This is a genomic window from Kitasatospora sp. NPDC005751, from assembly GCF_040630835.1.
Lineage (GTDB): Bacteria > Actinomycetota > Actinomycetes > Streptomycetales > Streptomycetaceae > Kitasatospora.
In genome coordinates this window covers 22,810-39,946 of sequence record NZ_JBEXYC010000022.1, presented here as the reverse complement: position 1 = coordinate 39,946, position 17,137 = coordinate 22,810, and the positions used below count along the sequence as shown (strand labels likewise).

Here is a 17,137-nt window from a genome sequence, read left to right as displayed (position 1 = left end):
CTGCCCCGCCCGCCGCCCGATCGTCGGTGTTCACCCGAACGAGCGGCCCGGGGCCCTTACCGGGCCCGCAGCCGCAGGGCCGGGCGGGCCTCCTCCTCCGCCTCCTCCTGGCCGGCCGCCCAGAGCGAGCGGACGTGGCCGAGGTGGCGGGACATGCAGGCCTCGGCGGCCTCCGCGTCGCCGGAGAGCATCAGGTCGAGCAGCTCCAGGTGCTCCTCGGCGGAGGAGACCAGCTCGCCGCGCTGGTCGAGGCGGTTCAGGCCGTAGAGCCGGGAGCGCTTGCGCAGGTCCCCGACGACCTCCACCAGGCGGGCGTTGCCGGCCAGGCCGAGCAGGTCGAGGTGGAACTGGCGGTCCGCCTCCAGGTAGCCGATCAGGTCGTGCTTGCGGGCGGCGGCCACGATCGCCTCCGCCTGCGGACGCAGCGCCTCCAGCTGCTCGGCGGTGGCGGTGCGGGTGACCCGGCCGACGGTCGGGACCTCGATCAGGGCGCGGATCTCGGTGAAGTCGTCGAGGTCGCGTTCGGTCAGCTCGGTGACCCGGAAGCCCTTGTTGCGGACGGCCTCGACCAGACCCTCCCGGGCGAGGTCGAGCATCGCCTCGCGGACGGGGGTGGCGGAGACGCCGAAGTCGGCGGCGAGCGCGGGCGCGGAGTACACCACGCCGGGGCGCAGCTCGCCGGAGATCAGTGCGGCACGGAGGGCGTGGGCGACCTGGTCGCGCAGCCGCTCCTGCACGGAGATCAGGGTGCGGGCTTTGAGGTCGGCCATGGTGTTCCTCCGGATGGGTCGCAGAACACCAGCGTACAATGTCACGTTACGTTGAGTGTGCAACATTTCGTGATTCGGACAGCCGGCGGCGGCCGCGTCCCGGCGGGCCCATCGTGGCAGTGGCCGCCGCCCGTCGCAACGGTCGGCGGCCACCCCGCCGGAGGACCCCCGCCCCCGCCGGGCTCAGCCCCGGCGGTGGACCTCCGCCGCGACGGCGAGGTCCTGCCAGGCCATCCCGACGCTCTTGAAGAACCGCGGCCGGTCGCTCGGCACCGGCACCTCGCCGCGCACCAGTTCGGCCAGGTTCCAGAGCGGACCGGCGCCGGTGACCCCCGCCATCAGCAGGTCCCCCGCCTCCCGCAGCGCGGCCGCCCGCGCCTCCACGTAGAGCTCGGCCCGGCCCACCAGCACCGCGTCCACCTCCCGCGCGTCCGGCTCGTGCGAGCCGACCGCGGCCACCGCCGCGTGGTCGGGCACCAGCGCGCCGTCGAACAGCGGCGTGCGCGCGGTGGTGCAGCAGACCACCAGGTCCGCCTCGGCCACCGCGGCGGCCGTGCCCACCGCGGCCGCGAGCCCGAGCCGGCGCGCGTACCCGGCCAGCGCCTCGGCGGGCGCCTCGCTGCGGGCCACCACGGTGACCCTGGTCAGCGGCCGGACGGCGAGCAGCGCGTCCAGGTGCCCGTACGCCTGCGGGCCGGCCCCGAACAGGACCAGGTGCGCGGCGTCCGGCGCGGCGAGGCGCCGCAGCGCGACGGCGGTGACGGCGGGCGTGCGCAGCGTGGTGAGCGCCGCGCCGTCGAGCAGGGCGACGGGCCGCAGGGTCGGGCCGTCCAGCAGCAGGTAGCTGCCCGTGATCCGGGGCAGGCCGAGGGCGGCGTTCCCGGGGGCCACCCCGGCGATCTTCACCCCGGCGTACTCGGCCGTGGCCGCCGGCATCAGCAGCAGTTCACCCGCCGGCACCGGTACCGCCGACCGGGCGGGCCCGGCCTCCGGGTCGAGGCCGGCCAGCAGCACCCGCTCGATCGCCTCGGCGGCCCGGGCCGGGCCCAACGAGCCGACCGCGCCCGGCCCGACGACGTGGACCGGTCCGGCCTCGGAAACGGGCCCAGCTTCGGAAACCGGCCCGGCCGCGCCCGGCCGGTCGGAGCCCGGCGCGACGCGCTGGAGCGGCTCAGCCGCCGCGCCGGGCAGCAGGAGGGGTTCGGGACGGCGGGCGGTCACAGCAGGAACCCCGTCCCCAGCGTGTCGGCCGGGTCGAGCAGGAAGGTGTGCTCGCCGGTGCGGTGGGCGGTGCCGGTGACCTCGGTGACCACACCGGCGCCGAGCGGGTCGCCGCCGGGCAGCACCCGGCCGGTGAACACCGTCCCGATCAGCGACTCGTGGCGCAGTTCCCCGCCCGGGGCCAGCCGCCCCTCGGCGGCGAGCACGGCGAGGCGCGCCGACGTCCCGGAGCCGCACGGCGAGCGGTCGATCTGGCCGTCCGCGAAGACGGTGACGTTGCGCTGGACGGGCCCGGCCGGGCCCTCGGGCAGCTCGTCGTGGAGGATCACCCCGTAGACCCCCGAGAGCCGCGGGTCGGTCGGGTGCCGGACGGCCGGCGAGTCGGCCAGGGCGGCCCGGATCTCCCGCCCGACGGCGGTGAGTTCGGGCAGCAGCCCGGGCTCGACGGCGAGCCCCAGCGCGGCCGCCGGCACGCTGGCGTAGCAGGCGCCCGCGTGCGCGACGGCCACCTCCACGGTGCCGCGCGAGGTCCGCACCGCCAGCTTCGGCGCGCTGACGACGGCCGGTACGTTGCGGAAGGTCACCCCGGTGGTCCGCCCGCCGACGCGGTGCACGGCGGCGGTGACCCGCCCGGACGGCACGTCGATCCGCACCCGGGCCACCCCGTCGTCCGGGGCCCGGACCAGCCCCGAGTCCACCGCCCAGGCGCCGAGCGCGATGGTGCCGTGGCCGCAGGCGGTGGAGTAGCCGTCCTTGTGCCAGAAGAGCACGCCGAGGTGCGCCTCGTCGTCGTCCGGCGGCACCAGGAAGCCGCCGTACATCCCGGCGTGCCCGCGCGGCTCCCGGACGAGCAGTCGCCGCACCTCGTCGAGCGGGCCCGGCCGGGGCGCGGTGGCCGTGCCGCCCGCGCCGATCGCGACGGCCCGCCGCTCGGCTACGCTGTCCCCGGGCACGCCGGGGGCGCCGCCGACGACGATCCGGAACGGCTCGCCGGCGCAGTGGTAGTCCACGGCGCTGACCCGCATCACGCGCCACCGGCCGGGAGGACGCTGACGGTACGGCTCGCGGTGTAGAAGTCGAGCGCGGCCGCGCCCTGTTCGCGCTCGCCGTGGCTCGCGCCCTTCGCGCCACCGAACGGCAGGTGGAAGTCGACGCCGCTGGAGGGCGCGTTGATCCGGATCATGCCCGCGTCCAGCCGGTCCGCGGCGGCCAGCGCCACGTCCAGGCTGCGGCTGTGCACCGAGGTGGCCAGCGAGTGCGGGGTGTCGTTGGCGAGCGCGATCGCCTCGTCCAGGTCCGCGGCCGCCAGCAGGACGGCCACCGGTCCGAAGAACTCCTCGCGCCGCAGCGGGTGTTCGGCCGGCACGTCGGCGAGCAGGGTCGGCTCGACGTACCAGCCGGGCCGCTCCGGGACGCCCCCGCCGGTGAGCACGGTGGCCCCGGCGGCGCGGGCGGACTCGACGGCGCCGGTGAGCCGGTCCCGGGCGGCGGCCGAGATGACCGGCCCGCAGGCCGCGTCGTCGACCAGGCCGAGCGCCTTCACCAGGGCGGCGCGCAGCGGCTCGTGGGCCGCGCCGACGGCGATCACCCGGCTGGTGGCGGTGCACTTCTGCCCGGCGTACCCGGCGATGGCGGCCGCCAGGTGGGCGGCGGCCTGCTCGGGGTCGGCGTCCGGCAGCACCAGGGCCGCGTTGAGGCCGCCCAGCTCGGCCTGGACCGGGACGCCGCGCTCGGTGGCGGCCCGCACCACGGCCCGCCCGACGCCCGTCGAGCCGGTGAACGACACCACGTCCGCCGTGTCGACCAGCGCCGCGCCCTCCTCCGCCCCGCCCGGCAGCACGGTGAACACGCCCTCCGGCAGACCCGCCGCCGAGGCCAGCTCCGCCAGCCGCAGCGCGCAGGCGGTGGCCTCCGGCGCGGGCTTGAGCGCCACGGTGTTGCCGACCGCCAGCGCCGGCGCGGCCTTCCAGGCCGGGATCGCCAGCGGGAAGTTCCACGGCGTGATCAGCCCGGCCACCCCGTAGGGGCGGCGGCGGGTGAGCAGCAGGCCCTCGCCGGCGGCGGTCTCGTGGACGGCGCCGGCGGGCGCGTACGGCGCCTGCGCGTAGTAGCGCAGGATCGCCGCGGTGCGGCCGACCTCGCCGCGCGCCTCGGCCACCGGCTTGCCGACCTCGCGGACGATCAGCGCCGTCAGCTCCTCGGCGTGCTCCTCGACCGCCCCGGCGAACCGGGTGAGCGCGGCCGAGCGCGCGGCGGCCCCGGCGGCGAGCCAGCCGGGCTGCGCGGCCCGGGCCCGTCCGACGGCGGCCCGGACGGCCTCGGCACCGGGCGCGTCGACCTCGGCCACGAGGTCCTCGGGATCGGCGGGGTTGTACGAAAGGATCGTCACAGCAGGCAGCCCTTCGGGGTGTTCAGGCGGTTCAGAGCAGGAACCCGGCCGGGAACGGGTCGCTCGGGTCGAGGAAGTACTGGGCGGTGCCGGTGATCCAGGCCCGGCCGGTGACGGTCGGCACCACGGCGGGCCGTCCGGCCACCTCGGTCTCCTCGACCAGGCGGCCGGTGAAGGTCGTCCCGATGAAGGAGTCGTTGCGGAAGTCCCGCCCGAGCGGGAGTTCGCCCCGGGCGTGCAGCTGGGCCATCCGCGCGGAGGTGCCGGTGCCGCACGGCGAGCGGTCGAACCAGCCGGGGTGGATGGCCATCGCGTGCCGGGAGTGCTCGGCGGTGGAGCCGGGCGCGAGCAGTTGGACGTGGTGGCAGCTGTGGATCGACGGGTCCTCGGGGTGCACCGGCCGGTCCGGGCCGCCGTTGACGGCCTCCATCAGGGCGAGTCCGGCGTCCAGGATGTCCTGCTTGCGCTCGCGCTCGAACGGCAGCCCGAACTCGGCGAGCGGCAGGATCGCGTAGAAGTTGCCGCCGTACGCGAGGTCGTAGCCGACCGTGCCGTACCCGGGCACCTCGATCTTGCGGTCCAGGGCGACCGCGTACGAGGGCACGTTGCGGATGGTCACCGCGGTGGCGGCGCCGTCCTCGACCCGCACGTCGGCGGTCACCAGCCCGGCCGGGGTGTCCAGCCGCACGGTGGTGACCGGCTCGACCACCGGCACCATGCCGGTCTCGACCAGGACGGTGGCCACGCCGATGGTGCCGTGGCCGCACATCGGCAGCAGGCCGGAGACCTCGATGTAGAGCACCCCGAAGTCGGCGTCCGGGCGGGTCGGCGGCTGGAGGACGGCGCCGCTCATCGCGGCGTGGCCGCGCGGCTCGTACATCAGCAGCGTCCGGAAGTGGTCGAGGTGCTGCTGGAAGTGCACCCGGCGCTCGGCCATGGTGGCACCGGGGATGACACCGAAGCCGCCGGTGACGACCCGGGTCGGCATGCCCTCGGTGTGCGAGTCGACGGCGTGGAACACGTGGCGGCTGCGCATCTGGTGGCGACTCCCGTCGGGGGTGGGTGGGGTGGTGGGCCGGGCCGGCTGCCCCAGCAGCCGGCCGCACCCGGTGGCAGCGGGGGTCGGTTACCCGAGCCCCTCGGCCAGCGCCTTCTCGGTGGCCGCGCGGACGGCCGCCTCGATCTCCGGGCCGAGCGGCAGCCGCGGCTCGCGGGTGGGACCGCCGGGGCGGCCGACGATGTCCATCGAGAGCTTGATCGCCTGGACGAACTCGGTCTTGGAGTCCCAGCGCAGCAGCGGGTGCAGGGCCTTGTAGAGCGGCAGCGCGACGTCCAGGTCGTGGGCGACGGCGGCCTGGTACAGGGCGACGCTCGCGGCCGGCAGGGCGTTCGGGTACCCGGCGATCCAGCCGACCGCGCCGGCCAGGGCCAGCTCCAGCAGCACGTCGTCGGCGCCGATCAGCAGGTCGAGCCCGGGGGCCAGCTCGGCGATCTCGTACGCCCGGCGGACGTCGCCGCTGAACTCCTTGACGGCGACGATCGAGCCCTCGCCGTGCAGCCGCGCCAGCAGCGCGGGGACGAGGTCGACCTTGGTGTCGTACGGGTTGTTGTAGGCGACGACCGGCAGGCCGGCCTTGGCCACCTCGGCGTAGTGGGCCCGGACGGCGTCGTGGTCGGCGCGGTAGGCGTTCGGCGGCAGCAGCAGGACGGAGCCGGCGCCCGCCTCGGCGGCCTGCTCGGTCCAGCGGCGGGACTCGGCACTGCCGTACGCGGCCACCCCGGGCATCACCCGGGAGCCGTCGCCGGCCGCCTCGACGGCGACCTCGACGACCTTGGCCCGCTCCTCGGCGGTGAGCGTCTGGTACTCCCCCAGGGAGCCGTTGGGGACGACGCCGTCGCAGCCCGAGTCGATCAGCCAGCGGACGTGCTCGGCGTAGGCGTCGTAGTCGACGGAGTGGTCCGGGCGCAGCGGGATCGTGGTGGCGACCATGATGCCGCGCCAGGGACGGGTGGTGTCGTGCGGGGTGTGGGACACAGCTGACTCCTTGGTGAGGTGTGACATTTTATTAGACGTCGCAGGCGGAGACAAGAGCCCCGCGCCACGTGTTCAGGAGGCCGGCGGACCGGCCGCGAGCTGCGAGAGCGGGACGGGGCAGGACAGCGGGCGGCTGTCCGCCCGCGACTCGCCGGCGCCGGAGAGGCAGGCCACCGCCGGACCGCACATCCGGCCCTGGCACCAGCCCATCCCGGCCCGGGTGAGCAGCTTGACGGTCCGCGCGTCGCCCGCGCCGAGCTCCTCCACCGCCTCGGTGATCCGGGCCACCGGCACCTCCTCGCAGCGGCAGACGTCGGTGTCCGGGCGCAGCCACCCCGTCCAGCCGGCGCCGGGCCGGTGCGCCGCCGCCATCAGCTCGGCGAAGGCGCGCAGCCGGGCACGGCGGCGCAGCAGCGCCGTCGGGGCCGGCGCCCCGGCGACCGCGTTGGCCGCCAGCTCCCCCTCGGCGATCGCCAGGTCGGCGCCGCCGACCCCGCAGGTCTCGCCGGCCGCCCAGAGGCCGGGGAGGGTGGTCCGCAACCGGGCGTCCACCGCGAGGGCCACGGCCCCGTCGGGTGTCGTCCTGGTCGCGGCGCCCAGCTCGGTTGCCAGCTCGATCTGCGGCAGCAGCCCGTGGCCGACGGCGAGCGCGTCGCAGGCGATCCGGCACTCGGTGCCGGGCACCGGCCGCCAGTCGGCGTCCAGCCGGGCGACGGTGACGGCCGTGACCCGGTCGGTGCCGTGCGCCTCGACGACGGCGCTGCGCCGGCGCAGCCGGACGCCGTGGCGCAGCAGCGCGGCGCCGTGGCCGGCGCCCTCGACGAGCTTGGCCGGGACGGCGGCCAGCACGTCGGGGCGCCGCGCGTAACCGAGATAGCCGGTGGCCTCGACCACCTCGGGCACCTCGGCCCCGGCGGTGACCAGCGAGGACGCCGCCGCGAGCAGCAGCGGCCCGCTGCCGGCCACCACGATCCTCCGGCCCGGCAGCACCAGGCCCGCCTTGAGCATGGCCTGCGCCCCACCGGCGGTGACCACCCCGGGCAGCGTCCAGCCCGGGAACGGCAGCTGCCGCTCGTACGCACCGGTGGCCAGCAGGACGGCGGCGGCCCGGACGGTGGCCCGCTCGCCGGCGGCCGGCCCGAGGGTGGCGTGCACCGCCCAGCCGGTGTCGGCCGGGCGCTCCAGGGCCCAGACCTGGTGACCGCCCAGGAGGTCCACCCGGCCGGTGCGGCGGTGCGCCGCGAGCCGGTCGGCCAGCCCGGTGTAGACGGACCAGCCGTGGTGCAGCCGGTCGGGCCGGGTGGCGCCCAGCCCGGGCGCGGGGTGGCGGTAGTACTGGCCGCCGGTGCGCGGGCCGGCGTCGAGCAGGGCGCAGCGCAGGCCGAGGTCGGCGGCGGCCACGGCCGCGGCGAGGCCCGCCGGGCCCGCACCGATCACGGCGAGGTCGTAACCGCCCCGCTCGGCGGGCCCGGACGCCGCGGACAGCCCGGACGGCTCGGACGGCTCGGACGCTTCGGACGGTTCAGACGGCGAGGTCGGCACGGCCGTTGCCCTCCTGGGTGGTGACGACGGTACCGGGCTCGGCCGGCACCAGACAGGTGCGCTGGTTGGGGCGGCCGTCCACGACGGCCAGGCAGTCGAAGCAGGCGCCGATCCCGCAGAACGCCCCGCGCGGCCTGCCGCCGACCCGGGTGGTGCGCCAGGCCAGCACGCCGTCCGCCCAGAGCGCGGCGGCGATCGACTGGCCGGGCAGGGCCGGCACCGGCCGGCCGTCGAAGTCGATGGTGTGGGCGGGCCCCGGCTCCGCCCCGACCAGCGCGGCCGGGGTCCGGCGTCGCATCGGCGGGTTCATCCGCGCGTTCTCCATTCCGAAGTTCCTCTGATCCGCCCGCGCGGTCCTGCGCCGCGCGGCCGCCCCACCCGGCCCGTCCATCCCTGAGCCCGTGCGCCCGTCCGTCCGCGGACGGGCTCACGCCCCGGCCGGGAAGCGGTCCGCCCGGAACGGCGCGAGGTCCAGCTCCGGCCGCTTGCCGGTGAGCTGCTCGCTGATCAGCAGCCCGGTCGCCGGGGCGAGCCCGATGCCCGCCCCTTCGTGGCCGCAGGCGTGATGGAGCCCCGGCACCCTCGGGTCGGCGCCGATCGCGGGCAGGTGGTCCGGCAGGTACGGGCGGAACCCCCGGTAGGCGCGGACCACGCTGACGTCGGCGAGCACCGGGAAGAGCGCGGCGGCCTGCGCGGCGAGCCGGTGCAGCACCTCCACCGAGAGGGTCCGGTCGAAGCCGACCCGCTCCCGGCTGGCGCCGATCAGCACCGGACCGCCGGGGGTGCCCTCGACCACCGCCGAGGTCTGCAATGCGGCCGAACCGCTGGCCACGTCCGCGACGTAGTCGGCCGCGTAGACCTTGCGCCGGACGATCCGCGGCAGCGGCTCGGTCACCAGGACGAAGCCCCGGCGGGGCAGCACCGGCAGGTGCACGCCGGCCAGCGCGGCCAGCTCGCCGCCCCAGGTGCCGGCGGCGTTGATCACGGCCGGCGCCGCCAGCCGGCGCCGGTCGGTGACGACGCCGCGTACGGCGCCGTCCGGCCCGGTGGTCACCGCCCGGACGGTCTCGCCGGTGTGCAGGACCGCGCCCGCGCGGCGGGCGGCGCGCAGCAGGTGCGCGGCGGCCAGGGCGGGCTGGACCTGGGCGTCCTGGGGGTAGCGGAACCCGCCGGCCAGCCCGGGGGCGAGGTGCGGTTCGAGTTCGCGCAGCCGCTCGCCGGGGATCTCCTCGGCGGTGACGCCGACCGTCCCCTGCTCGGCGGCGAAGGCGCGCAGGGCGTCCTGGCGGGCCGGGGTGTCGGCGACCACCAGCCCGCCCTTGGGCTCGTACTCGACGGCGGCGCCGAGCTCCTCGGCGAGCTCGCGCCAGAGCCGGGTGGACAGCAGCGCGAGGTCGAGTTCCGGCCCGGGCTCCTTGTCGGAGACCAGCAGATTGCCCTCACCGGCGCCGGTGGTGCCACCGGCGACCGGGCCCCGGTCGATGACGGCGACGGCGAGCCCGGCGCGGGCGGCGTAGTAGGCGCAGGCGGCACCGACCACGCCGGCGCCGACCACGACGACATCCAGGGGAGGTCTCTGAGGCGTGGACACCGCAGTAATATGTCACATGCCATCGTGCCTGCCAAGAGCGCCCCGCCGACCGGTCGGCTCCGGGCCGAGAGGCCGGCCCCGGAACCCCCGTGCATGGGCCCCACCGGCGGCTTCCCCGACGACGGGGCCCATGCGAAAGACCCCGGCCCCACCGGGGAACGGCGGGGCCGGGGTCTTTCGAGGCGGGTCACCCCATCACGTGATGTCGTCCATCTGCTCGTGCCGGGCGGCCGGCACCGGCGCCGGGATCACCGGCGCGCCGGAGGCCTCGACGGCCTCCGTGCCCTCCACCGGCTGCACCGAGAGGTCCAGGTGCGAGGCCTCCTCGTCGTCCAGCCCGAGGTCCGGGTTGCGACGGGCCTTGCGCCGGTCGTTCACGATGGCGATCGCGACCGCGACGAAGTACAGCGCCCAGATCGGCGCGGCCAGCACCAGCATGCTGACGGGCTCGGCGCTCGGCGTCGCGAAGGCGGCGAAGACGGTGATCCCCAGCACCATGCCGCGCCACCACCCGAGCAGCCGCTTGCCGGTGACCATGCCGACCATGTTCAGCATCACCAGCAGCAGCGGGAACTCGAAGGCGAGGCCGAAGACCAGCACCATCCGGGTCGCGATGTCGAGGTAGTCCTCGGGCGGCAGGATCGGCGTGGTGTTGTTCGGGGTGAACGAGATCAGTACGTCGACCGTGGTCGGCAGCACCAGGATGGCGCAGGTCACGCCGGCCAGGAACAGCGGCGCCCCGCAGGCCATGAAGATGATCGTGTACTTCTTCTCGTGCCGGTGCAGACCCGGCGCGACGAAGGCCCAGACCTGGTAGAGCCAGACCGGCACGGCCGCGACCACACCGGCCGTCAGCGACACCTTGAGCATCCAGGTGAAACCGGCGGTCAGACCGATGTTGGAGACCTGGGCACACTTGCCGTGGTACTGGTCGGCGGTCTCCACGGTGCAGTGCGGCAGCGGCTTCAGCAGGAAGTCCTCGAGCTGCTTGTGGTAGATCGCAGCGACGATCGTGATGACCACGATCGCCAGGACCGACTTGACCACCCGGTTCCGCAGTTCCCGCAGGTGGTCGGCGAGGGCCATCCGCCCCTCAGGATCCTTGGACGTCTTCGACGCCTTCGAGAGCTTGCTCAACCCCGGTCCTCAACTCGTGCGTCGAGCCCCGCCGGTCGACGGGCCTCAGTAGTCGCTTGCGTCACGTGCACCACGTGCGCCGCGGACCGCTCAACGCGGGCCGCCACCGTCCGTTCCCGTCCCGGTGGGCTGGTCGGCCACCGGCCGGGCCGTCCCGGACGCCCCCGGCGCGGCCTGGATCGTCTTCGCGGGGTCGGCCGCGACGGCGGGCGCCGGCTGGGGCGGCGCGCTCTCGTCCGCCGCACCGTCCGAACGCATCGCCTTGGTCTCGCTCTTCAGGATCCGCATGGACTGGCCGAGCGAGCGCGCCAGGTCGGGCAGCCGCTTGGCGCCGAAGAGCAGAATGGCAAGAACCACGATCACCAGGATCGCGGTCGGCGAGATCCGCATGTTCGACCACCTTCAGTCATGGCGGCACACCGGCAGGCCACCGCTGCGGGGATGGTAACCGCTGCGAGTGACGCCCTGACGACGGCCGCCCGAACAGGACAGCGGCCCCCGTCGCACTTCAGGAGCCTGCTGAGAGCGTAACCCGCCCGAACCTCCGGGCAGCAGCCCCCGTACCCCCGAAGTCCTCGCGACGGTCAACCGTTACCGGCCGCCCGCCCGGGCCGGTCGGCCGCTCAGCGGCCCGGAACCGCCGCGGCGAGGTCGCCGGCCGCCTCGGCCAGCGCCCGGGAGGCGGTGTCCACTCCCTTGGCCAGCGTCCGCACGTCCAGCCAGAGCCGGATCGCGAGGACACCGAGGACCAGCAGACCGGCGGTGGCGAGCAGGACGGCGGCGACGAGCATCCAGGACATGGCCCCCACCCTATCCGCCGGCTTCGGCCCGACCCGTCCCGCCCGACGGCAGGACGGCCCCCGCCGCACCCGGCCCCCCGGCCGGGACGAGACGCATCGTCCGCACCCCGGCGCCGGTCAGCGCCGACACGATCTTCTCCCCCGCCTGCTTACGGACCGAGGCGCCGCAGAGCGGGCAGCCGAAGCTGTAGTGCGCCTGGGCCGGCGTCCGGCCCAGCGTGAGGCGGAACTCCTCGGCGGGCAGCTCCACCTTCTCCCGGCACTCCGAGCAGTAGACCTTGAATCTGGTACCCGGCTCCACGGCTCAGACCTGCCCCTCCCCGTAGCCGACCAGCGCCTCCAGCGCCGCCGACCGCGCCTGCTCGGCGAGCGCCGGCGGCGAGACGATCCGCCCGTCCCGGCCGAGCCGCAGCGCCAGCGGGCGCAGCTGGGACGGGTCGGCGCTGCGCAGGGTGATCCGCAGCCCGCCGTCGGGCAGTTCCTCGGCCCGGTCGTGGGTGTAGTACTCGGCCACCCAGCGCCCGCCGGAGGACACCTCGACCACCACCTCGGGGTCGGTCGCGGACGGGTTGACCAGCCCGCCCGAGAGGTCGCGCGGCTCCCGCTTGGGCGGGTCGGAGGGGATGTCCAGCACCTTGATCTCGGCGACCCGGTCGAGCCGGAACATCCGGTGGTCCTCGGAGGTCCGGCACCAGGCCTCCAGGTAGGTGTGGCCCTCGGTGAGCAGCCGGATCGGGTCGACCTCGCGCTCGGTCATGCCGCCGCGCCCGTGCGAGTAGTACCGCAGCCAGAGCCGCCGGCCCTCGCTCAGCGCACGGTCGATGTCCGCGAAGACGTGGCTCTCCGCCTCGAAGGTGACACCGACCCGGGCGCTGCCCTCGGCGCTGTCCCCGGCGGCGTTCTCGATCTTGGCGACGGCCCGGGTGAGCGCCTCCCGGTCACCGGCCCGCAGACCGGGCAGGCCCGCCACCGCGCGGGCGGCGACCAGCAGCGCGGTCGCCTCGTCCGCGGCCAGCCGCAGCGGCTGGGCGACGTCGTCGACGTTGTGCCACCAGATCCGCTCGCCGTCGGTGTCGATGTCGAGCAGGTCACCGCCGCGGAAGCTGGTGCCGCACATCGGCAGCACGTTGAGGTCGCCGATCAGCTCGCGCTCGGTGATCCCGAAGGCCCGGGCCACCTCGGCGACCTCGGCGCCGGGCCGCTCGCGCAGGTAGGTGACCAGCGAGAGCATCCGCCGGGTCTGGTCGATCGCGTTGCTCATGCCCGCACTCCTTCAGCACTCTCCACCGCGGCGCCCTCGGCGCCACCCGCCCCGGCCACCGCGCGCAGCCGCTCGATCACGTCGGCGCGCAACTCCTCGGGGCCGATCACCAGCACGTCCGGCCCGAACTCGGCGAGGTCGGCGCCGAGCCCGTTGCCGTACGGGATCTCCAGCTCGTCCCAGCCCTCGTCGGCCGCGGACTGCGGCCGGGTGCTCAGCGCCTTGGTGCGCAGCGGGAAGCCGGCACCGCGGCGGACCCTGACGACCGCCGTCGCGGTGGCGCCCTCACCGGCGAACTTGGCGACCGTGGCGCGGACGTCGACGTGCTCGGGGACGGTGCCGAGGAACGCCCCGGAGCGGGTGCGGACCTTGCCGGTGATCCGGCTGAGCCGGAAGACCCGGGCATCGGAGCGGTCGCGGTCCCAGCCCGCCAGGTACCAGTGGCCGCGCCAGCACTCCAGCGCCCAGGGCTCCACGGTGCGCTGCTCGGCGGCGGCGGCGCCGGCCTTGCGGTACTCGAAGGTGACCGGGCGGCGGTCGCGGGCGGCGGTGAGCAGCGGTTCGAACGCGGCCTCCCGGGCGGGGATGCGCGGTTCGAGGGCGCTGCGGCTCTCGGTCTCGGTGAACGGGACGCCGGCGGCGCGCAGCTTCTGCAGGGCGCCGCTGGCCGCGCCGGACATCTTGGCCTGCTGCCAGACCCGGGCGGCGAGGGTGAGCGCGGCGGCCTCCTCGGCGTCGAGGGCGATCTCCGGGAGCCGGTTGCGGTCGGCGCGGGCCAGGTAGCCGAGCTCGCCGTCCAGGGCGTTCTCGTCGACGTCGATGACCAGACCGAGTTCGCGCAGGTCGTCCTTGTCCCGCTCGAACATCCGGTTGAAGGCGTCCTCGCTGCTGTTCTGCCAGGCCTCGCGGTACGCCTCGATGGATTCCCGCAGCTCCTTCTTGGAGAGCGGACGTCTGGTGTTCATCAGGCACAGGGCGAGATTCATCAGCCGCTCTGCCTTGGCGATCGCCATCGCTGACCCTTCCGGTGTGCCGCGCCGCGCGCGGGGTGCGCCCGCCGGGCAGTGGTCGACCCGGCGGGACCGACCGTACCGGTAGCGGTACGCACTGCAAAAGCCGAGTCCGCGAACGCGCGAGGGCCGCACCCCCGGGGTGGGGGTGCGGCCCTCGGTCACGACCGGCTCAGACGCCCAGCAGGTCGACGACGAAGATCAGGGTCGAGCCCGCCGGGATGAGCGGGGACGGCGACTGGTTGCCGTACGCCAGGTGCGCCGGGATGACCAGCTCGCGGCGGCCGCCGACCTTCATGCCGACGACGCCCTGGTCCCAGCCCTTGATGACGCGGCCGGCGCCGAGCGGGAACTTGAAGCTGCTGCCGCGGTTCCAGCTGGCGTCGAACTCCTCACCGGACTCGAACGTGACACCGACGTAGTGCACCTCGACGACCTGGCCCGGCTTGGCCTCCTCGCCGGTGCCGACCTCGATGTCGCGGATCTGCAGCTCGGTGGGCGCGTCGCCGCCCGGGAAGTCGATCTCCGGCTTCGTCTTGTTGCTCACATCTGCCTCTTCTCGCGGTTGGTTCGGTTCATGACCAGGCGGCGGGCACCCGTACCCGGTCCGTTACCCGGACCACGGTACGGGCGCCCGCCGCCCGTGCGGGCTCGGCCACGCGGCCGGTCCCGAAGGTCACACACCCACCATTGTCACCCGAAAGTGGATCAGCCCTGACCCGCATCGAGAATGTCGACGACGAACACCAGGGTGGAGTTGGCCGGGATGTCGCCCTGCGCCTGGTCCTTGTAACCCAGCGAGGCGGGGATGACCAGCTCGACGCGGCTGCCCACGGTCTGGCCCTCCAGACCCTGGTCCCAGCCCGCGATGACCTGGCCGCCACCGACCGGGAACGAGAACGCCTGGCCCTTGCTCAGCGAGGAGTCGAAGACCTTGCCGTCCTTGAACAGCGCGCCGGTGTACTGGACGACGACCTTCTCGCCCTTCTCCACCTTCGGGCCGGTGCCCTTGATCAGGACGTGCGACTTCAGCTCGGTCGGGTCGGCGGCGCCGGGGACCGGGGTGATGTCGGCCGGCTTCTTGCCGTTGTCCTTCACCTGCGGGAAGTCCGCGGGCGGCGGGGTCACGGTGCCGCTGAGCACCGCGTCGGGCGCGTTGCTGTTGCGGATGTCGATGACGAAGACCAGGTTGTCCTTGGCCCCGATCGACATGTTCGGGTTGCCCTGCGCGCCGAACGCGGCGGCCGGCGGGGCCACCACGAGCACCCGGCTGCCGGCCTTCTTGCCGACCACGGCCTGGTCGAGCGCCGGGATCAGCGCGTCGGTGCCGGCCTGGAAGATCTGCGGCTTGCCCGCGTCGTCGTACGAGCTCGGGATGTCCTTGCCCGTCGTCCAGTCCTTGGCGGTGTAGTCGACCGAGGTCCAGGAGTTCTTCTCGACCTTGGGGCCGGTGCCCTCGGAGAGGACCTTGACCACGAAGCTGCCGTCGGCCTGGTCGCCGGGCACCTCGATGCCGGCCTTCTTGCCGAACTCGCCGGTGATGGTCGGCAGCACCTTGGCGGTGTCCTTGATCGGCGGCACCGGCTCGGCGGACGGCGTCGGCGGCGCGGACTTGGCCGCGTCGGCCTGCGTGGTGGTGTCCGACTTGGACCCGCCGTCGCGGTTCACCACGTACAGCGTGATGCCGCTGCCGACCAGCAGCAGGGCCAGCACGGTGCCGAGCACCACGCCCAGCCTGCCGACCCCGGGCGGGTTCTCGTCGTACCCGGCCTCCGAGGTGTCCTGGCGGCGCACGTTCGAGGCGAAGATCTGCGGGGCCTCGTCGGTCTTCGTCCCGCCCGCGGCCCGCTTCGCCTGGGCCTCGTCCGGCCGCACCCAGCCGGGCGAGTGCTTCAGGATCGACGGCGGGACGACGATCGACTCACCGTCGCCGGGCAACGGGCCACCGGGCCGCGAGTCGGCCGGGTCACCGGCGGAGTTTCCGTTCGCGGTGCCGGCCCCGCCCGGGCTCGACGCTTTCTCAGACATGACTCCCCATCCATCTCGCCACGAGGTCTTCGAGGTCTTCGGCCGGCGTGGTGAGCGCCGGAGTGCTGTCGCACTGCCGCCCGGGACCCGGACGCCGACGGCGCCTACCACAGTGCGAGGGCAGTATGACAGGTCAGGATGAGGGCGGACGCTTCCGTGTGCGAGCGCCCGCCCAAGCGTACGGACCCCACCCGTCACTTCCTAGGGTCTGCCGGCACCCAGCGCCGGCCGGGGCGCCCGGTCAGACCGCCTCAAGGATGTCGATCACGAAGACCAGCGTCGAGTTCGGCGGGACGGAGCCCTGCGCCTGGTCCTTGTACCCGAGGGCCGGCGGCACCACCAGCTCCACCCGGCTGCCGACGGTCTGGCCGACCAGCCCCTTGTCCCAGCCCTCGATCACGCTGCCGGTGCCGATCTGCAGCGCCTGCGCGCCGCCGTGGCTCCAGGACGAGTCGAACTGCTGGCCGTTGCTCCAGAGCACCCCGGTGTACTGCACGACCAGGGTCTGGCCGGACTTCACCGGCTTGCCCTCGCCCTTGATCAGCACGGCCTGCTGGAGGTCGGTGGGCGCGGCCTGGCCGGGCGGGATGGTGATCGTCACAGCGGCCTTGCCGTTGTCCTTCACCTGCGGGAGGTTCGCCGGCGGCTGGGTCATCGTGCCGGAGAGCGTGGAGTCCTGCGGCAGGCTCTCCATGATGTCCAGCACGAACACCACGGTGTCGCCCGGCGCCACCCCGAGCTGGTTGTTGCCCTGGGTGCCGAACGCCGCGGCCGGCGGGGCCACCACCAGCAGCCGGCTGCCGACCTTCTTGCCGATCACGCTCTGGTCGAAGGCGGGCACCAGCTGCCCGCTGCCCGCCTGGTACAGCTGCGGCTTGCCGCCCTCGTCGTAGGAGCTGGGCAGGTCCTTGCCCGTCGTCCAGTCCTTCGCCGAGTAGTTCACCGTCACCCAGTCGCCCTTGTTGACCGTGGAGCGGTCGCCCTCACTGACGGTGTTCACCACGAACTGACCGCTCGGCGCGCCGTCCGGGATGGTGATGGTGGCCTTGCTCCCGAACCCGCCGCCCGACAGGGTCGGCATCGGCGAGGCCTCGTTCACCGGCGCGGGCACCGTGGGGGCCGCGCTGGACGCCGTGGGCGTCGCCGGGCTGGTCGCCTTGGTGGAGCTGCTGCAGGCGACCGCCAACAGCAGGGGCAGGGTGAGAAGCAAACCGGCGGTGCGGCGCACGGCGTTCCTAACTGTCGGTCAAAGTCGGTTCTCCGGACTCGACGGACAGCGTATTCCCCGACGTCGTCCGGCCCCGGTAGACACCACCGGGGCCGGACACCGCAAAGATCACATCGGGACGGGCC

The 17,137-nt window shown here is 74.8% G+C and carries 18 protein-coding genes; all 18 read right to left on the bottom strand.

The genetic code is table 11. From position 1 onward, the window contains the following. Positions 1-56: 56 nt before the first annotated feature. The 18 genes from ABZ497_RS20735 to ABZ497_RS20650 all read right to left on the bottom strand — a co-directional run bounded on the left by ABZ497_RS20735 (position 57) and on the right by ABZ497_RS20650 (position 17,012). Positions 57-770, bottom strand: a complete 714-nt coding sequence (locus ABZ497_RS20735; protein WP_352290960.1) for a GntR family transcriptional regulator — start codon at positions 768-770, stop codon at positions 57-59. A 183-nt stretch (positions 771-953) separates the two neighbouring features. Continuing rightward, positions 954-1,820 (bottom strand): ornithine cyclodeaminase family protein, encoded by an 867-nt coding sequence (locus tag ABZ497_RS20730; protein ID WP_359807309.1) that lies wholly within the window; start codon positions 1,818-1,820, stop codon positions 954-956. Positions 1,821-1,987: 167 nt separating this feature from the next. Beyond that, positions 1,988-3,016 carry a proline racemase family protein gene (locus ABZ497_RS20725; RefSeq protein WP_359807222.1) on the bottom strand — a complete coding sequence of 343 codons (1,029 nt, stop codon included), beginning with the start codon at positions 3,014-3,016 and terminating at the stop codon, positions 1,988-1,990. Further along, positions 3,016-4,389 (bottom strand): aldehyde dehydrogenase family protein, encoded by a 1,374-nt coding sequence (locus ABZ497_RS20720; protein WP_329492054.1) that lies wholly within the window; start codon positions 4,387-4,389, stop codon positions 3,016-3,018. Before ABZ497_RS20720 ends, ABZ497_RS20725 begins: the two co-directional genes overlap by 1 nt. Before the next feature lie 22 nt (positions 4,390-4,411). Further along, positions 4,412-5,416 carry a proline racemase family protein gene (locus tag ABZ497_RS20715; RefSeq protein ID WP_329486915.1) on the bottom strand — a complete coding sequence of 335 codons (1,005 nt, stop codon included), beginning with the start codon at positions 5,414-5,416 and terminating at the stop codon, positions 4,412-4,414. Positions 5,417-5,506: 90 nt separating this feature from the next. Continuing rightward, on the bottom strand, positions 5,507-6,415 hold the full coding sequence (locus tag ABZ497_RS20710; RefSeq protein ID WP_329486916.1) for a dihydrodipicolinate synthase family protein: 909 nt from the start codon (positions 6,413-6,415) through the stop codon (positions 5,507-5,509). 72 nt (positions 6,416-6,487) lie between these two features. Next, positions 6,488-7,900 (bottom strand): NAD(P)/FAD-dependent oxidoreductase, encoded by a 1,413-nt coding sequence (locus tag ABZ497_RS20705; protein WP_359807306.1) that lies wholly within the window; start codon positions 7,898-7,900, stop codon positions 6,488-6,490. Between the two features lie 37 nt (positions 7,901-7,937). Next, positions 7,938-8,282, bottom strand: coding sequence for a (2Fe-2S)-binding protein (locus ABZ497_RS20700; RefSeq protein WP_329486918.1), 345 nt, complete (start codon positions 8,280-8,282; stop codon positions 7,938-7,940). A 102-nt stretch (positions 8,283-8,384) separates the two neighbouring features. Continuing rightward, positions 8,385-9,548 carry an FAD-binding oxidoreductase gene (locus ABZ497_RS20695; protein WP_359807217.1) on the bottom strand — a complete coding sequence of 388 codons (1,164 nt, stop codon included), beginning with the start codon at positions 9,546-9,548 and terminating at the stop codon, positions 8,385-8,387. A gap of 195 nt (positions 9,549-9,743) precedes the next feature. Further along, positions 9,744-10,685 carry a twin-arginine translocase subunit TatC gene (gene tatC, locus ABZ497_RS20690; RefSeq protein ID WP_359807215.1) on the bottom strand — a complete coding sequence of 314 codons (942 nt, stop codon included), beginning with the start codon at positions 10,683-10,685 and terminating at the stop codon, positions 9,744-9,746. Between the two features lie 90 nt (positions 10,686-10,775). Then, complete coding sequence (gene tatA, locus ABZ497_RS20685) at positions 10,776-11,075, bottom strand: Sec-independent protein translocase subunit TatA (RefSeq protein ID WP_359807212.1); 300 nt, start codon at positions 11,073-11,075, stop codon at positions 10,776-10,778. A gap of 233 nt (positions 11,076-11,308) precedes the next feature. After that, positions 11,309-11,485 carry a hypothetical protein gene (locus ABZ497_RS20680; protein WP_329486922.1) on the bottom strand — a complete coding sequence of 59 codons (177 nt, stop codon included), beginning with the start codon at positions 11,483-11,485 and terminating at the stop codon, positions 11,309-11,311. 10 nt (positions 11,486-11,495) lie between these two features. Next, positions 11,496-11,786 (bottom strand): hypothetical protein, encoded by a 291-nt coding sequence (locus ABZ497_RS20675; protein ID WP_329486923.1) that lies wholly within the window; start codon positions 11,784-11,786, stop codon positions 11,496-11,498. Positions 11,787-11,789: 3 nt separating this feature from the next. Further along, on the bottom strand, positions 11,790-12,746 hold the full coding sequence (locus tag ABZ497_RS20670) for a WYL domain-containing protein (RefSeq protein WP_359807207.1): 957 nt from the start codon (positions 12,744-12,746) through the stop codon (positions 11,790-11,792). Continuing rightward, positions 12,743-13,759 (bottom strand): WYL domain-containing protein, encoded by a 1,017-nt coding sequence (locus tag ABZ497_RS20665; protein WP_329486925.1) that lies wholly within the window; start codon positions 13,757-13,759, stop codon positions 12,743-12,745. Before ABZ497_RS20665 ends, ABZ497_RS20670 begins: the two co-directional genes overlap by 4 nt. A 169-nt stretch (positions 13,760-13,928) precedes the next feature. Continuing rightward, the gene (locus ABZ497_RS20660) at positions 13,929-14,303 is read right to left on the bottom strand and encodes an FKBP-type peptidyl-prolyl cis-trans isomerase (protein WP_329486926.1); all 375 of its coding nucleotides are present in this window, start codon (positions 14,301-14,303) and stop codon (positions 13,929-13,931) included. 161 nt (positions 14,304-14,464) lie between these two features. Further along, positions 14,465-15,784 carry an FKBP-type peptidyl-prolyl cis-trans isomerase gene (locus tag ABZ497_RS20655; protein WP_329486927.1) on the bottom strand — a complete coding sequence of 440 codons (1,320 nt, stop codon included), beginning with the start codon at positions 15,782-15,784 and terminating at the stop codon, positions 14,465-14,467. 241 nt (positions 15,785-16,025) lie between these two features. Further along, positions 16,026-17,012 (bottom strand): FKBP-type peptidyl-prolyl cis-trans isomerase, encoded by a 987-nt coding sequence (locus ABZ497_RS20650; protein WP_329486928.1) that lies wholly within the window; start codon positions 17,010-17,012, stop codon positions 16,026-16,028. Between the last annotated feature and the right edge of the window lie 125 nt (positions 17,013-17,137).

Coding starts and splice junctions, on each gene's coding strand:
- ABZ497_RS20735 (WP_352290960.1), bottom strand. CDS start 770: ATGGCCGACCTCAAAGCCCGCACCCTGATCTCCGTGCAGGAGCGGCTG.
- ABZ497_RS20725 (WP_359807222.1), bottom strand. CDS start 3,016: ATGCGGGTCAGCGCCGTGGACTACCACTGCGCCGGCGAGCCGTTCCGG.
- ABZ497_RS20715 (WP_329486915.1), bottom strand. CDS start 5,416: ATGCGCAGCCGCCACGTGTTCCACGCCGTCGACTCGCACACCGAGGGC.
- ABZ497_RS20700 (WP_329486918.1), bottom strand. CDS start 8,282: ATGGAGAACGCGCGGATGAACCCGCCGATGCGACGCCGGACCCCGGCC.
- tatA (WP_359807212.1), bottom strand. CDS start 11,075: ATGCGGATCTCGCCGACCGCGATCCTGGTGATCGTGGTTCTTGCCATT.
- ABZ497_RS20680 (WP_329486922.1), bottom strand. CDS start 11,485: ATGTCCTGGATGCTCGTCGCCGCCGTCCTGCTCGCCACCGCCGGTCTG.
- ABZ497_RS20670 (WP_359807207.1), bottom strand. CDS start 12,746: ATGAGCAACGCGATCGACCAGACCCGGCGGATGCTCTCGCTGGTCACC.
- ABZ497_RS20665 (WP_329486925.1), bottom strand. CDS start 13,759: ATGGCGATCGCCAAGGCAGAGCGGCTGATGAATCTCGCCCTGTGCCTG.
- ABZ497_RS20655 (WP_329486927.1), bottom strand. CDS start 15,784: ATGTCTGAGAAAGCGTCGAGCCCGGGCGGGGCCGGCACCGCGAACGGA.